The organism is Pseudomonas sp. WHRI 8519 (assembly GCF_040224055.2).
In the GTDB taxonomy this organism is placed as follows: domain Bacteria; phylum Pseudomonadota; class Gammaproteobacteria; order Pseudomonadales; family Pseudomonadaceae; genus Aquipseudomonas; species Aquipseudomonas putida_X.
The window spans coordinates 3,209,775-3,225,537 of sequence record NZ_CP167996.1; the positions used below are offsets into that span (position 1 = coordinate 3,209,775).

Annotated in this window: 12 protein-coding genes; 6 read left to right on the forward strand and 6 right to left on the reverse strand. The window is 63.7% G+C overall.

The window, feature by feature from the left end; translation table 11 throughout:
- Positions 1–19 precede the first annotated feature (19 nt).
- Entirely contained in the window at positions 20–1,288 is a 1,269-nt protein-coding gene (locus ABRP30_RS14680; RefSeq protein ID WP_349975678.1) for a carbohydrate porin, read from the forward strand.
- A gap of 30 nt (positions 1,289–1,318) precedes the next feature.
- Here ABRP30_RS14680 and argE read toward each other — a convergent pair whose 3' ends face one another.
- On the reverse strand, positions 1,319–2,479 hold the full coding sequence (argE, locus tag ABRP30_RS14685; RefSeq protein WP_349975679.1) for an acetylornithine deacetylase: 1,161 nt from the start codon (positions 2,477–2,479) through the stop codon (positions 1,319–1,321).
- Positions 2,472–3,149, reverse strand: coding sequence for a DUF1028 domain-containing protein (locus tag ABRP30_RS14690; RefSeq protein ID WP_349975680.1), 678 nt, complete (start codon positions 3,147–3,149; stop codon positions 2,472–2,474). Before ABRP30_RS14690 ends, argE begins: the two co-directional genes overlap by 8 nt.
- A 303-nt stretch (positions 3,150–3,452) precedes the next feature.
- Between ABRP30_RS14690 and ABRP30_RS14695 the strand changes: the two genes are divergently transcribed.
- Both ABRP30_RS14695 and ABRP30_RS14700 read left to right on the forward strand, forming a co-directional pair.
- Positions 3,453–4,772, forward strand: coding sequence for an NAD(P)/FAD-dependent oxidoreductase (locus tag ABRP30_RS14695; RefSeq protein WP_349975681.1), 1,320 nt, complete (start codon positions 3,453–3,455; stop codon positions 4,770–4,772).
- The gene (locus ABRP30_RS14700) at positions 4,772–5,188 is read left to right on the forward strand and encodes a RidA family protein (RefSeq protein WP_241803728.1); all 417 of its coding nucleotides are present in this window, start codon (positions 4,772–4,774) and stop codon (positions 5,186–5,188) included. The genes ABRP30_RS14695 and ABRP30_RS14700 overlap by 1 nt, the downstream gene beginning before the upstream one ends.
- 38 nt (positions 5,189–5,226) lie before the next feature.
- Here ABRP30_RS14700 and ABRP30_RS14705 read toward each other — a convergent pair whose 3' ends face one another.
- On the reverse strand, positions 5,227–6,132 hold the full coding sequence (locus ABRP30_RS14705; protein WP_241803729.1) for a LysR family transcriptional regulator: 906 nt from the start codon (positions 6,130–6,132) through the stop codon (positions 5,227–5,229).
- A gap of 186 nt (positions 6,133–6,318) precedes the next feature.
- Here ABRP30_RS14705 and ABRP30_RS14710 point away from each other — a divergent pair, with 186 nt between their 5' ends.
- Positions 6,319–6,705, forward strand: a complete 387-nt coding sequence (locus ABRP30_RS14710; protein WP_349975682.1) for a VOC family protein — start codon at positions 6,319–6,321, stop codon at positions 6,703–6,705.
- A gap of 76 nt (positions 6,706–6,781) precedes the next feature.
- Positions 6,782–7,351 carry a hypothetical protein gene (locus ABRP30_RS14715; protein WP_267816467.1) on the forward strand — a complete coding sequence of 190 codons (570 nt, stop codon included), beginning with the start codon at positions 6,782–6,784 and terminating at the stop codon, positions 7,349–7,351.
- A gap of 65 nt (positions 7,352–7,416) precedes the next feature.
- On the opposite strand, the gene ABRP30_RS14720 is transcribed toward ABRP30_RS14715, so the two are convergent.
- The 3 genes from ABRP30_RS14720 to ABRP30_RS14730 form a co-directional block, all read right to left on the reverse strand.
- Positions 7,417–9,090, reverse strand: coding sequence for an MFS transporter (locus tag ABRP30_RS14720; protein ID WP_349975683.1), 1,674 nt, complete (start codon positions 9,088–9,090; stop codon positions 7,417–7,419).
- Between the two features lie 195 nt (positions 9,091–9,285).
- Positions 9,286–9,705, reverse strand: coding sequence for a VOC family protein (locus tag ABRP30_RS14725; protein WP_349975684.1), 420 nt, complete (start codon positions 9,703–9,705; stop codon positions 9,286–9,288).
- 65 nt (positions 9,706–9,770) lie between these two features.
- The gene (locus ABRP30_RS14730) at positions 9,771–10,697 is read right to left on the reverse strand and encodes an alpha/beta fold hydrolase (RefSeq protein WP_241803734.1); all 927 of its coding nucleotides are present in this window, start codon (positions 10,695–10,697) and stop codon (positions 9,771–9,773) included.
- A 184-nt stretch (positions 10,698–10,881) separates the two neighbouring features.
- Here ABRP30_RS14730 and ABRP30_RS14735 point away from each other — a divergent pair, with 184 nt between their 5' ends.
- Complete coding sequence (locus tag ABRP30_RS14735) at positions 10,882–15,759, forward strand: NEL-type E3 ubiquitin ligase domain-containing protein (protein ID WP_349975685.1); 4,878 nt, start codon at positions 10,882–10,884, stop codon at positions 15,757–15,759.
- Positions 15,760–15,763 lie beyond the last annotated feature (4 nt).

Below are 15,763 nucleotides of genomic sequence, written 5' to 3' on the forward strand. Positions count from 1 at the left end.
ATCAATTCGAGACCCAGCAATGCCATCCGCTATTCGCATCACCGCCCCCCTTCTGCTGGCCCTGGCCAGCACCGCCGCCCTGGCCGACGGCGACCTGATGACCCGCAGCACCATGACCGGAGACTGGGGCGGCCTGCGCCACCAGCTTGAAGAAGACGGCATCAAGGTCACTGGCGACTACAGCGGTGAGACCGCCTACAACGCCCACGGTGGCCTGCACCGCTCGGCGCGCTATTCGCAGAACCTCAAGTTCGGCGTGCAGTTCGACCTGTCGAAACTGTATGGCCTGGACAACGGCGGCAAGGTCCAGCTGACCATCAACGACCGTCGCGGCAACAGCGCCTCGGAAGACCTGGTGGGCAACCGTCTGCCGATCCAGGAAAACTACGGTGGCCTGTACACCCGCCTGACCGAGCTGAGCTACGAGCGCACCCTGTTCACCCCGGCGCTCAACGTCAAGCTCGGCTACATGGCCATGGGCAACGACCTCGGCGGCCTGGACAGTGGCATCCTGTGCAACTTCATGAACGCCGGCTTCTGCGGCCACCCGCTGAACATGTCCGGTGGCAGCGGCTGGGCCAACTACCCCAACGCCCACCTGGGCGTGCGTGTGAAGTACGACCTGTCGCCGGCGTGGCAGTTGCGCGTGGCGGCGTTCAACGTCGACCCCGAAAGCAATGGCAACTCCAGCCGCGCCTGGCACCTGGGGCCCAAGCACACCACAGGCACCGTGGTGCCGGTCGAGCTGATCTACAAGCTGCAGGGTGAACTGCCGGGTGAATACAAGCTGGGCTACTACTACGACAGCTCTGACGTCAAACGCATTGGCAGCGACGACGAGGTGTCCGGCCGTGGTGGCCATTACCTGCTGATCGACCAGGCAGTGTGGAACGATGCCGGTTCGCCGGGCCGCAGCCTGCATGCCTTCGGCCAGTACTCGGCGTCGAGCAAGGCAGCCTCGCCATTCACCAAGTGGTATGGCGCCGGTGTGGTGCTGTACAAGCCGTTCGAGGGCCGCCCGCGTGACACCGTGGCGCTGGGTTATGGCCGCGCCGTGCCGAACCCGCGCAGCCGTGACGTACTGGAAGATGCCGCCTTCGATGCCGGGCAACAGTTCCCCGACATCGACAGCGCCGAGCAGTTGATCGAACTGAGCTATGGCTACCAGGCGACGCCGTGGCTGAACCTGCGTCCGGATGTGCAATACATCATCGAACCGGGTGCGTTCTCCGGTCAGGACATCGACAACGCGCTGGTGGTGGGCCTGCAGGTCAAAGCGACCTTCTGACCCCCCGGGGGCCGCTGTGCGGCCCCTTTTTCAATCCTGCCTGAGGTAATCCACCAGCCTCGACAGCATCGCATCACACCCCTGCAACTGTTCGACACTGACGAACTCGTCCGGCTTGTGCCCCTGTTCCATGCTCCCCGGGCCACACACCACGGTGGGGATGCCTGCCTGATCGAACAACCCGCCTTCGGTCCCGAACGCCACCGTGCCGAACTCATCCGAGCCACTGAGCAAGGCGACCAACCGCGCCGCCTCACTGTCGGCAGGCGTGGCCAGCCCCGGGTACGCACTCAACGGCTCCAGGCAAATGGCACTGGCGGCGCTCACGGTGCGCATGCGTGGCAACAATTCGGCCTCGGCATAGGCCTGCAACTGATCGGCCACCGCCTGCGCTTCGAAGCCTGGCAAGGCGCGCACCTCGAAGTCGAAGGCACATTCCTCGGGCACGATATTCAGCACCCTACCGCCCTTGATGGTGCCTGTCTGTACCGTCGAGAACGGCGGGTCAAAGCGCTTGTCGTGCTGTTCGGGCAGCGCCAGCGCGTCACCGATCTCGCCCAGTTTGCCGATCAACCTGGCGGCATACTCGATGGCATTCACCCCATAGGGTGCATAGGCCGAATGGCACGCCGCGCCGTGCACCTGGCAGCGCATGGCCAGCTTGCCTTTGTGGCCGAGCACCGGTTTCAGCTCGGTCGGCTCGCCAATCAGGCAAAGCCGCGGCTTGTCAGGCCGCTGTTCGAGCGCCGCGAGCATCGAGCGCACCCCCAGGCAACCCACTTCCTCGTCATAGGAAAACGCCAGGTGCACCGGCATGCGCAGCGGCTTTGCAACGAATGCGGGCACCGCCGCCAACACCGAGGCAATGAAACCCTTCATGTCCGCGGTACCACGGCCATACAGGCGCCCATCGCGCTCACTCAAGGCAAACGGTTCGACCGTCCAGGCCTGGCCATCCACCGGCACGACATCGGTATGTCCGGACAGCACCACGCCGCCAACATCAGCCGGGCCGATGGTGGCGAACAGGTTGGCCTTGGTGCCTTCCGGGTTATGGAACAGTTCGCTGGCCACGCCCTGTTCGGCCAGGTAATCGCGGATGAAACCGATCAACTGCAGGTTGGAATCGCGGCTGACCGTGGCATAGCCGATCAGCCGGGCCAACAGCGCGCGGCTGCTGAACTCACTCATCACCCGGCACCCCATAGCTCGGTGCAGTGGTGGGGTTCAGCGCGCGGGTAACGTAGTCCTGCATCTGCGGGCGGTACGCCTGCCACAAACCCTCGAGCACACCGATCGGGTCTTCATCGGCCCAGTCCACGCGCAGGTCCACCAGCGGCCAGGTCAGCTCGCCGGCGATCTTCAGCGCCGCCGAGTGCACCGGGCCTGCCTCGCCCCCTGCCGCCATTGCCGCATGCATGGCCGCCAGCAGGCGATCGGCCAAGTGCCCGCCGGCCTGTTCGAAGGCTTGCACCATGGCTTCGACCACCTGTACCGACGACAACAGGTTGCCAGCCGCCGCGCATTGCTCACCGGCCACCGCATTGTGCACACCCAACGCCTGCTTGCCGGTAAACAGCGCCACCTGGCCATTACTGTCGATCACCGTGACCTGGCGGTACTCGCTCCAGCCATTGGCGCTGAGCACCCGGTCCAGCGCTGCGGCAGGCGGCAGCTGGCCCTGCTCCAAGGCATCGAGGATCTGCGGACCAAGCGCCGGCAAGGTGATGTTCTGGGTGGCAACGGCACCGACGCCTGCACGTACCCAAGGGCAACGCGCCCCGACGGCGATGCTCGACGAACTGATGGCGATACCGACCTGGCCGGTTTCCTGGCAGCGTCCGATGATGGAGAAGGTCATGAAGTGGCTCCTGTTGTTCTGGGCGATTGCAGGCATTCTGGGCAGAACCTTTTAGTGAGCGAAACCACCTTTTTCCTGTGCCTTGAGCAGGAAAAAACTAAGGCCGTGCACAGCCCTGCACACCCGCCTGAAAACCCTAGCAAACTCCGCTGTAGCCCTTGCGCATCAAGGCCTTCGCCGTTTTATCGGCAAGTACTCGTTAAATACTAATTTCGCGATTTTCCGTGCATCCCTAGTCTGGCCCCAGGTAACGGCGGTCCTCCAAACCGACCTGACAAAAACCGCCTGAACAAGGGCTCGGACATGACAATGAACACAATCGAAATCGACACCCTCGTCGTCGGCGCCGGCCAGGCCGGCGTGGCCATGAGCGAACATTTGAGCAAGCTCGGCGTGCCGCACCTGGTGCTGGAGCGCAAGCGTATCGCCGAGGCCTGGCGCACTGGTCGCTGGGATTCGCTGGTCGCCAATGGCCCGGTCTGGCACGACCGCTTCCCTGGCCTTGAATTCAACCTGGACCCCGACGCCTTCGCCGGCAAGGACCAGGTTGCCGACTACTTCGAGCAATACGTGCGCAAATACAACCTGCCGGTGCGCACCGGCATCGAGGTGAAGAAGGTGGTGCGCAATGCCGACCGCCCAGGCTTCACCGTCGAGACCAATGAGGGGGTGATTCGCGCCAACCGTGTGGTGGCCGCCACCGGCCCGTTCCAGCGCCCGGTCATCCCGGCCATCGCGCCCAAGGACGAGCACCTGCACCAGATCCACTCCGCCGCCTATTTCAACCCCAAGCAACTGCCTGAAGGCGCCGTGCTGGTGGTAGGTGCCGGCTCTTCCGGCGTGCAAATCGCCGAAGAGCTGATGCGCGCCGGGCGCCAGGTGTACCTGTCGGTCGGCGCCCACGATCGCCCGCCACGGGCGTATCGCAACCGTGACTTCTGCTGGTGGCTGGGCGTGCTGGGCGAATGGGATGCCGAAATCGCCAAGCCGGGCCGCGAGCACGTGACCATCGCCGTCAGCGGCGCCCGGGGCGGCCACACGGTAGACTTCCGCGCCCTCGCACATCAGGGCATGACCCTGGTCGGCCTGACCCAATCGTTCGACAACGGTGTGGCACGCTTCCAGGAAAACCTGGCCGACAACATCCGCCGAGGCGACGAAAACTACCTGGCCCTGCTGGACGCTGCCGATGCCTACATCGAACGCAACGGCCTGGACCTGCCGCCAGAGCCTGAAGCACGCAAGCGCCTGCCGGACCCGGATTGCATCAGCAACCCGCTGCTGGCGTTGGACCTGGCCAAAGCCAATGTCACCAGCATCATCTGGGCCACCGGCTACGGCGTGGACTTCAGCTGGCTGCAGGTCGACACCTTCGACGCCAACGGCAAGCCCCAGCACCAGCGCGGCGTGTCCCGTGAACCGGGCGTGTACTTCCTCGGCCTGCCGTGGCTGTCGCGCCGTGGTTCCTCGTTCATCTGGGGCGTCTGGCACGATGCCAAGCACGTCGCCGGGCACATCGCCACCCAGCGTACTTACCTGGCCTACCGCGACCGCGAACAGCGTGAAGCGGATGAGCAGCAACCTACCTCGATCAGCAACGTCAGCACCCTCGGAGCCCACTGATGCCTACCCATACCCGCATCCGCATGTTCAACACCAAGGCCACTTACCCTAACCAGACCCTGGACAACGACTTGTGCCAAGCCGTGCGCGCCGGCAACACCATCTATGTGCGCGGCCAGGTCGGTACCGATTTCGAGGGCCGCCTGGTAGGCCTGGGCGACCCTCGGGCGCAGGCTGAACAAGCGATGAAAAACGTCAAGCAACTGCTTGAAGAAGCAGGCTCCGACCTGTCGCACATCGTCAAGACCACCACCTACATCACCGACCCGCGCTTCCGTGAGCCGGTGTACAAAGAAGTGGGCAAGTGGCTCAAGGGCGTGTTCCCGATTTCCACCGGGCTGGTCGTGGCGGGCTTGGCGCAGCCTGAATGGCTGATGGAAATCGATGTGATCGCGGTGGTGCCGGATCAGGCTTGATCGAGTGAGGTGGCTGGGGCGCGCTGCGCCCCGGTCAGCTACATCCTGCCCAGTTCCTCGCGGCAAAACTCCACGAACAATTGCGCCGGCTTGGTCAACTGCACCCGCTTCAACCGCGCCGCTGCCAGCCCCGACAGCGCCACCGGCTCGACGATGTCCACCGTCACCAGCTTCTGCCCGTCATAGGTGCATTCAGAATGCGGCCGGGTCACTAGCAGCGAAAACCCGAACCCCTGCCCCACCATTCCCCGCACCATCTCGATCGACGGCGAACTGAAGACAATGTTCGGCGTCAGGCCCATCTCGTTGAACAGGCTGACGAAGTAGGTTCGGCTCGGTGCCACATCCAGCAGGATCATCGGCTCCGGGCACAAGTCACGCAGCGACACCTGCGACTGGCCGGCAAAGCGGTGTTTTTCCGGCAGTAGCACGTAGGGCTTCTGAGGGGGCATCAGCGGCTCAGCCTCGATGGTGCCATCCAGGTCATGATCGTAGAGGAACGCCAGGTCGAAGGTACCCGCCGTCAGGCCTTGGATCAGTTCCTGCTGCTCGCCGTCGCGCAGGCGGATATCGACCCCCGGGTAGCGTTCGCGAAACCCGGCGATCAGGCGTGGCAGGTACAACGGGGCTACGGTTTCGAAGCAGCCGATGTCGATCTGCCCAGCCACCGTATCGTTGTCGGCCAGCGCGTTCTGCTCGAACTCGTGGGCCATCTGCAGCAATGATTTGGTCTTGGCGTAGAAGCGTTTGCCACTGGGGGTGAGCGAAACGCCCTGGGCGTGGTGGCGGATGAACAGCTGTACACCAAAGCTTTCCTCCAGGCTCTTGATCGCTGTGGAGATGGACGGCTGGGCGATGTACAGCTGGCGCGAGGCCTCGGCGACGCTGCCGGCCTCGACAGTGGTGACGAAGTATTTGAGTTGTCGCAGGGTATAGGAAGCCACAGGCACCTCTCTGGCGCCGGTGGGGGCGCCTTTGGAATTATCCTGCCACTTTACCGCGCCGCCGCAGCCAAGGGCGCCCCGGGGATGAAGGATTTGCCTATGGCTTGAACATATTCTCGCTCTGCCACGCCCGGCTGCAAAACGTCTTTACTGAAGGGTGAACAGCCACAGGAACGGTGTGAGCCTATGAAAATCGTTGTCACCAGCATCCTCGTCGACGACCAGGCCAAGGCATTGGCGTTCTACCATTACGTACTGGGGTTCGAGCCCAAGGACGACATCCCCATGGGCCAGCACCGCTGGCTCACCCTCACTTCACCCAACGAGCCCAACGGTGTTCAGCTGCTCCTGGAACCCGATGCCCACCCTGCGGCCAAGTCCTACAAGGCCGCGCTGCGCCAGGACGGTATTCCGGCAGCCACGTTCGGCGTGCGCGACATTCAGGCCGAGTACACGCGCCTGTGCAAGGCCGGGGTGAGGTTCACCAAGCAACCCACCGACCTGGGCCCGGTCACCGTCGCGGTGTTCGACGATACCTGCGGCAACCTGATCCAGATCGCTCAAAAGCATTGACCGTGGGCAATGGCAGCCCAAGCTGCCATTGGCTACAGTTGCCGCTATTCCCGGTGCGCCAGAACAAGGAAAACCAATGCGCCACGAATTCAGCGAAGTCCTCAACGACCTGGTCGATTATTTCCTGGTCGGGGACATTCAGTTGCTTGACCGCTTCAAGCATGACAACCACCTGCCCGATGACCTGGCCAGCGAGTTCACCCACACCGACAGCGGCGACAGGGCGGTGAGCGAAGGCATCGTTATACCCATGGCCGGGATCGACAACCTGCCCTACCACATCATCTTCACCCTGGAGGGTGATACCCCCGCCTTGCTCGAACCCGGCAGCCGACTGAAACACCGGCGTGGTGGTTATGTGCTGCAGGTCGAAAACCGTGCGGTGATGGTGTACACCTGGCGCATCCTCCAGCACTTCACCAACAAGACCCTCGGCGACCTGCTGGCCCGCTACCAAGTGCCGGGGCGGCCGATCATCGAGCTGGACAATGGCTGGTACGACGTCGAGGTACTGGGCGGCGCCGTAGTACGCGACGGGCTGTACGAACCGGCATTCGAGTTCGTGCTGAGCAAACGCCTGAGCCGTGGCCAGGCCCAGAACGTGGATCTGGGCTATGCCTTCAGCCTGCGTGGGTATTTCGACTGATTGCGTTCAGTGACCGCCCCATCACCGGCCAGCCGGCGATGGGGCTTGAAAGCGCTGCAGCAGGTTCACGTGATATCCCGGTCCTTGGTCTCGGGCAGGAAGAAGATCCCCAGTACCGCTGTCATCACCGCGATCACGATCGGGTACCACAGCCCGTAGTAGATATCCCCGGTGGCTGCCACCATGGCGAATGCCACGGTAGGAAGGAACCCACCGAACCAGCCGTTGCCGATGTGGTACGGCAGCGACATCGAGGTGTAGCGGATACGCGCCGGGAACAGCTCCACCAGCCATGCCGCGATCGGCCCATAGACCATGGTCACGTAAATCACCAGAATGGTCAGGAGCAACAGCACCATCGGGTAGTGGATCTTCGCAGGGTCGCCCTTCTCGGGGTAACCCGCCTGCTTCAAGGCGCCCGTCAGGGTTGCGGTAAAGGCGTCGCTTTGGGCCTTCAAGTCAGCCGCCGCCAGGCTGCTGCCATCGAAACTCGGGATCACCCGCTCACCGATACGGATCTGCGCCACGCTGCCCGGCTCGGCCGCTTCGTTCGTGTACGGGATCGCTCGCTTGGCCAGCAGGCTCTTGGCAATGTCGCAGGAGCTGGTGAATTTGGCCTTGCCCACCGGGTCGAACTGGAACGCGCATTGATTCGGGTCGGCCATGACGACCACGGGGTTCTGCTCTTGGGCGACGAACACGTCAGGGTTGCCGTATTCGGTCAACGCTTTGAAGATCGGGAAGTAGGTCAAGGCGGCAATGATGCAGCCTGCCATGATGATCTTCTTGCGCCCGATGCGGTCTGACAGGCTGCCGAAGAAAATGAAGAACGGCGTACCGATCAGCAACGAGCCTGCGATCAGCAGGTTGGCGGTCTGCGGGTCGATCTTCAGCGTCTGCAGAAGGAAGAACAGCGCATAGAACTGCCCCGTGTACCACACCACGGCCTGGCCGGCAGTGCCGCCGAGCAGTGACATGAGCACCACCTTGAGGTTGTCCCAGCGGGCGAAGGATTCGGTCAGCGGCGCTTTCGAAGCTTTGCCTTCGGCCTTCATCTTCATGAACACCGGCGACTCATTGAGCTGCATGCGGATATAGACCGAAATCGCCAGCAGCAGGATCGACAGCAAAAACGGGATGCGCCAGCCCCAGGCTTCGAAGGCCTCAGTGCCCAAGGCCGTGCGGCAGGCGAGGATCACCAGCAACGACAGGAACAGGCCCAGCGTTGCAGTGGTCTGGATCCACGAGGTGAAGAAGCCACGCCGGCCTTTGGGCGCGTGCTCGGCCACATACGTGGCCGCCCCACCGTACTCGCCACCCAACGCCAGGCCCTGCAACAAGCGCAGGGCGATCAGAATGATCGGCGCTGCCACACCGATCGTGGCGTAGCTGGGCAACAGCCCGACGATCGCAGTGGACAGGCCCATGATGACGATGGTGATCAGGAACGTGTGCTTGCGCCCGATCATGTCCCCCAGGCGGCCGAACACAATGGCACCGAACGGCCGCACCGCAAAGCCGGCGGCAAAGGCAAGCAAGGCGAAAATGAAGGAGGTGGTTTCATTGACCCCGGCAAAGAAGTGCTTGGCGATGATCGCCGCCAGTGAGCCGTAGAGGTAGAAGTCGTACCATTCGAACACGGTACCCAAGGAGGACGCGAAGATGACCTTGCGCTCTTCCTTGGTGATGCCGCGTTGGGGCGCGCTACTGCCCGTGGATGCGCTGTCGAGAACCGCCATGTGTTGCCTCCGGATTGTGGTTGTCGCAGGCCGGAGTACCTCACACCCATTTCACCGTCGCACCCAGGCCTCAGGGGCTTGCTTTGGTTGCGAAGCACGACGAGGCTGACCGCCTCGGATCGCAGCAAGGTATTTCAAGCATAATCGGCTTTGCCGGGATATCCACTTTGCCAGTATTGACGAATTCCGTTCACTTCAAACCCGACCCGGCACCGGGCCTTTGAGCTCGACCTGGTTGCCATCGGGATCGTAGCAATACAGCGATAACCCTTCGCCTTCGGCGCCATAGCGCACCTGGGCAGGCTCCACTGCAACGCCTGCCGCTTGCAGGTAAGCGGTCAGCGCTTGTTCATCGAATGGCGCTATACGCAAGCAGAAATGGTGCAGGTTACGCCCTTCTGCTCCCGGTGCAGCGCCACCAGGGCGGCCAAGCGGGCCATCGAGGGTGACCAGATCGATCATGGCCGTACCGGTTGCCAAATGGACCATCCCCAGGTCTTCGCGCTCCCGGCTGACCGTGCAGCCCAACAGGTCACGGTAGAAGGCCACGCTACGCTGCAGGTCGCTGACGCGCAGCACCAAGTGGTCGATGTGCTGGATGGCGAAGGGTCTCATGCCGGCGCTCCTTGAGGCGATTGCACAGAGGTCCCGGCCACCATAGCCCAGCAAGGCCCGCCCCGCTACTCGTTCACCAGGCGCTGAAGCAGGCCGGCATCATGCCGGGCCAAGGTCCGTAGCAGCTGCTCGACCACCGTTCGGTCCGGCGCGTCCAAGTGGAAGTGATGCCCACCGGGGTGCCATGACACCCTGGCTTGGCTGGGCAATGCTGCCTGGCGCTGCGCGAAAGCACCGCCCGCAAATGCCCCCTGCCTGCCCAGCATCAGGTACAGCGGGCAGCGGATTTCCCTGAGCAGGTCGCACGCCTCGCGCTCGGTCAGTGGCATCGGTTCGGGCAGCACCAGCCGGGGGTCATGACGCCAGCAGTAGCCATCGGCCAATTGCAGCAGGTCACGCATGGCCAGCAACCGTGCGGCGTCCTCGGCCAGTTCGGCATCGATGCGCTTGCGCCGCTGCTGCAAGGCGGTTTCCAGATCGTCGAAACGGTTCCCGGCGCTGTCGGCAAAGCCGTGCAACCGGCTGCGTTGCACCATGCGCTTGAGCCGATAGGCACGGGCCAGGTGCTGCACGCGATCATCCTCGGCAACCGTGAACGGCGCCCCCATGCCGTCGAGGAAGGTCATGCTGGCGATGCCACTGGTCATGGCGGCCAGCAGCGAGGCGATGCCGGTACCCATCCCGTGGGCAAGCACATGAAACCGCGCCAGCCCCAGGCTGTCGGCCACCGCCAGCATATCCTCGGCATGTTCCCACACGTAGTAACCGCTGTCGTGACGCCGGTGATCGGAGCGGCCGTGACCGACCAGGTCAGGGGCGACCACGAAGCAACCCTCGAGCAACGGGCCCAGCCGCTCGAACGAGGCAGCATTGTCCAACCAGCCGTGCAACGCCAGCACCGGTATCCCGTCTTCGGCGCCCCACGTGCGTACCGCTATTTCAATACCGTCGAGGTCAAGCAGGTGATCCTTGGGACTGCATAGCGAACGCATCGCACTCTCCTTCGCTGAACACTGGCGCCATGCCTTCACCCCACCATCTCGCAGCGTGGCCTGCCTTGCTGGCCTCTTACCGACCCATGCATGCACGAGACCGACCCTTGCGGGCAACTATCTACCGCACGGCCGTTTCGCCAGCGGTGTCGACTACCGCCTCCATAGATAAGAGGCTCATGCCATGCACAACGCGATTGCCCTGCACCACGACCTGATCACCGAGGCCCTGCCCCCATGGGCCCGCACCCTGCATCCCACGCACGCCAGAGGCATCGTGCAACGCGCACGCGCGCCCTACGTGGACGAGAATGGCGCGCCTTACAGCTGGTATGCGACCGCGCTGCCAGCGCATCGTGAGCAGTTGCGCACGCTCATCAGGCAACGTGACACCTGCGTTACCCAACTGAGCAACGCACTTGTCGGCTTCAAGGACATCACTGCGTTCTGCAGCCCGCTGCTGAGCCGCCGGCTGGGGCTCAACGTGGCCGTGGACAAGGCCCAGTACAACTTTCAGCCCTTCGAGACGGTCAACAATTATGGCCCGGGCCCCGGCAGCCTGGACGTACCCGGGGATGGGCAACTGCAGGTTGAGGCCTTCGTCACCCGTCCCGTAGGCCCTCGCCAACCCCGCAGCTTGCTCGAAGCCGCCCTGCACAACTTCGAAAGCGCCCAGCAAGTCGGGCCTTACAGCGATCTGACCCGCGCGCCCGATGACGACACGCCGCTGGCCGGTTTGTCCGCGGTGCAATTCGCGGGGCACTGCCGGGATCTTAACCTCGGGCAGCACTATCAGGACCACCTGCAGGCCATCTATGAGGGCCCGCTCAAGGCGCAGATCAGCCAGCTGTCGATGCGGGCCAGCCAGGAAGAACTGCGCGTGCAGGCCTACATCGCCTGGCTCAAAGGCCTGCTGAGCGCAGAAGGCCTTGCCGCGATCAGCGAGCTGTGCAATGGCGTACCTCACCCCGTTTACGACGGCCATCCCCTGCACAGCTGGCGTTTGAGCCTGCTCGACGTTCCGTTGCACGAGATGCTGTTCATCGGCGCCGATACGCCAGGTGCAATCACCCCCTGCATCGTCTACCTCCCAGGCGACAGCGAGCACCCGGTGCGCGAATACCCCTCCCGTCAGGCTGCTGCCACGTATTTCCGACAGCGCCTGGTGCACAGCACCTTCCGCCAAACCGTGATCGGGCTCGCCTATAGGCGCGATCAGCCCAGGCTGGCGGGCAGGCTGCGGGACGCACTGTTCGAGACCGATGAGCAAGGCAGGCAACGGCCACGCACCTCGCCCAACCTCCACGTCGTGCCAGCGCAAACACGAACCGAGTTGTGGCCCACCCTTTACCGTGCCCACCTCGACCGCCTCAAGGCCGACGCCAGGGTCCTGGCGGTCCCCACAGCCGATGTCGACGCCGAGGTTCATCAGAGACACCTGCGGTACTGGCTGGAGATGGGCATGAACGTGCTGAACATCGCCGCGTTCTTCGTGCCCGGCCTGAACGCGGTAATGACCGGCGTGTTCGCTTATCAACTGATGGATTCGGTATTCACCGGTTTCGAGGCCTGGGAAGAAGGAGATACCGCGCAAGCACTGGCCCAGGTTGAATCGTTGGCCATCAATGCTGCCGCGATCGCAGGGTTTGCCGGCGCCGCCAAGGCCATCAAAGCGTCAGGTTTCGTCGATGCCATGCAAGCGGTATGGCATGAAGACCGTCTGCAATTGTGGCACCCGGACATGGGCCCCTATGCCAGTCCGGTCACGCTGCCAACAGAAGGCCAGCCCGATGCGATCGGGCATTACGAGCTCGAGGGCAAACGCTACGTCGTGCTGGAAGGCACGGCCTACGAGACGTTCCAGGGCCCCGACCAGCAATGGCGCATCCGCCACCCCAGCGCCCCAACCGCCTACGCGCCACTGCTACACCACCAGGGTGACGGGCGCTGGCTACTGGCCCACGAGCAGCCTGTGCAGTGGGATGATACGCAGGTGCTGCAGCGCCTTGGCCTCACGAGCCGGGGGCTCGACAGCGGCGAGCTGATCACGGCGATGCGCAGTACCGGTGCAGACGCCTTTGTGCTGCGCCGCATGCATGCCAAAGGGCTGCGCCCCCCGGCCTTGCTGGAAGACATGCTGCTGCGCCTACGCCTGGACAACGAGGTGCAGAGCCTGATCCACCGTGTGCGCAACGGCCTTTCAATGGCTGCCCACAAAAACTTCGCGCTACCGGAACTGCTGCGCTTGCCAGGTTGGCCGCAAGATCACGTGCTGAAGGTATTCACCGGCCCCGAGCCTTGGGGCGATGCGCTGCGCTATGGCGCGCCCGACACCCCTGGCCAGGTGGAAATCAGCTTGACCCGCACGGACCTGGAGAATGGTCAATTGGGCCACGCCGTCGTTGCACAGCTGGACGAGCGACACGTGCGTGCCATGCTCGGCGACCTGCCCTTGCAGCAGTGGGGCTCGGCCCTGAACGCCAGGCTGGGCGAACAGCTGCAGAGCCAGCGCGAGGCGATTTACCACAGTATGCTGAACTACCATGCCCAGCCGGCCAGTGAAGCGGCACAGCCATTGCGCAGGCAATTCCCCGGTGTGCCACCCAGTGCCCTGGAAGAGATCGTCCAGGCGGCCAGCCATACCGAACGTGCACGCCTGGCAACCGGACGTGTGCCGTTACGGTTAGCCGAAGAAGCGCGGCAATTGCAAGCCCGCACCCGGCTGGACCGCGCCATCATCGGTCTGTACCGCCCGCACCTGGCCAACAGCGATAGCCAGCGGTTGATCGAAGGCCTGCTTAGCCAGCATCCGCAGGCAAGCGCCACGCAACTGCTTGAACTTGCCCTCGCCAACCGCGAACACTGCGCTGCGCTGATTGGCCAGCAGCCAATCAAGCCTGGCTATCGTTCACCTTTGCGCCTTGCCGCCGGCCGTATTGGCTACCCGCTCAGTGGCCGCGGCGCCGGGCGCGCAGTGCAACGCCTGGGCGCGCTCTTTCCTGAGCTCGACCAAAGAGCGCTCAGGGCGCTGCAGTCCGAACTGGCAGAGGCGGGCAACCTGGGTACACAGATCAGCCGGCTGGAAGCCGAGCAACGGACCTTGCGCCAAGATCTGAGCAGATGGGTCGGTGACGCGTCTGGCCTGGACGATCGCTTCGACCGTTCCCACTTCGCCGAGAAGCTGCTCGCCGCCTGGAGCCGCGAAGGTGGCGCCAGCCGGGACACCTTGAGGCTGGACCGCATGCGGTTGCGCATCCTCCCGGCACTGGTGGCACGACTGCCCCATGTCCGCACCCTGGTGCTGGATGGACTGGAGCTCGAGCGCCTGGAAGGCGGCTTCCTGTCTTGCTTCCCTGGCCTGCGCGCACTGGAGGTGAGCGGTAACCCGGACATAGACGCCGAGGGGTTGTTCCAGGCGCTGAAGTCGGCCCCTGGCCTAGAATCGCTCCAGCTCACCGAAAATGCTTTGCCAGGCCTCTCGCCCCTGGCCCATGAGGCGTTGGCCGCCATGCCCGGCCTGCGCGAGCTCAACCTGCGCAGGAACCGTCTGCAACTGGACGCTGCCAGCATCGCCTCGCTGGCTGGCCTTCGCCTGGATGTGCTGGACCTTGGAAATAATGCCATTACCCTCGACCAAACCCTGGCCTCGGCGTTCCAGGCCATGGTTCATCCCCAGCAACTGATGCTGGATTTCAACACCCTGGATCTTGCCCCCGACGTCAGCTACATGGGCCGCCTGCGCACCCTGAGCCTGAACAATTGCGGCTTGCAGCAATGGCCCGAGGGGTTGACCCAGCTGATGAGCCAGCATCAGTACCAACTGCGTCACCTGGACCTGTCCATGAACCGTATTCGCACCCTGCCCAACCTCGCAGACATTCTACGCACCCCATTCGCCCGGGATGTCGCTGCGCAATTACCCGAACGGCGCTGGCACCTCAATTTCAACACGCTTGATGCGCAAACCCGTGCGCAACTGCGTGCCAGCGGCGTCGGGGTTTTCGAGCACGCACCCGACATGCCTGAATGGCAATCCCTGTGGCGCAGTACCGCCTCCACGCATCAGGACCAGCTTTGGAGCGATCTGTTCGACCAAGGCGAAAACGGTGAGCTGCTGGGGATTCTCGAACGCCTGGTACAGTCAGCCGAGGCGCGGCACGAGCCAGATCACCTACGCCGCAGGCTCTGGGCCCTGCTGGAGAACGCCGGCCGGGACACGGCGCTGCGCGAACGCCTTGCCGACGTCGCCCGTGCGTATCCGCCGACCTGCGGTGATGCCGGTGCCGATGCCTTCAGTGCACTGGAGATCGAAGTGCTGGCCCACGAGGCCGCAGGCCACAGCAGTGATCAGGCCAAGACCTTGCTCGCGCTCTACCGCAAGCTTTACCGCCGGGAGCTGGTCAATGAACTGGCCGACCGCATCAGCCTGAGAAGGACATTACGCAAGCAGGCGCTGCAAAACGGCGTGTTCGACACGGACCTGCCCCGCTACGATTCACTGGATGATCCGGCGGCCTTTCCTGACGTCGACCTGGAACGGGGGCTGGTCGACGATATCGAAGTCCGCCTTGCTTTGCGCCAATCCCTTGCAACGCGGCTGGGCTTCCCTGAACCCAGCCGCGGCATGCTCTACCGGGACACGGCCAGGATCAACAGCACCATCATCGACAGGGTGCACAGCGCAGTGCTTGCCCAGGACGCCGCAACCGACAGGCGCCTGGTATGGATAGTCGGGCAGGCAGGCTGGGTGCAATACCTCAAGCGTCACAATGGCGAAGCCTTCAGCCTGCTCACCGATTTCTGGAGGGTGGGCCATGACTACCTGTTCCATTGCCTGAATGACAGCGAGGAGCCAGTCACCCGTCTGGACGCCTCGGTGCTGCAAGCCCTGGTGCCTGTGCTGCCGCATAACCCGCTGGATGAAAACGGCCTGCTGCGGCGTGTGCCGATCAATGAGGGCCAATTCGACCGAGCCATGCGCGCCTTGAACGAGGAGCAGCAAAAGGTCGAGCATGGCCTGTTGCTCAGCCTCACCCGGCAGGCCGAAACCCTCGCCGGCTAAGCCG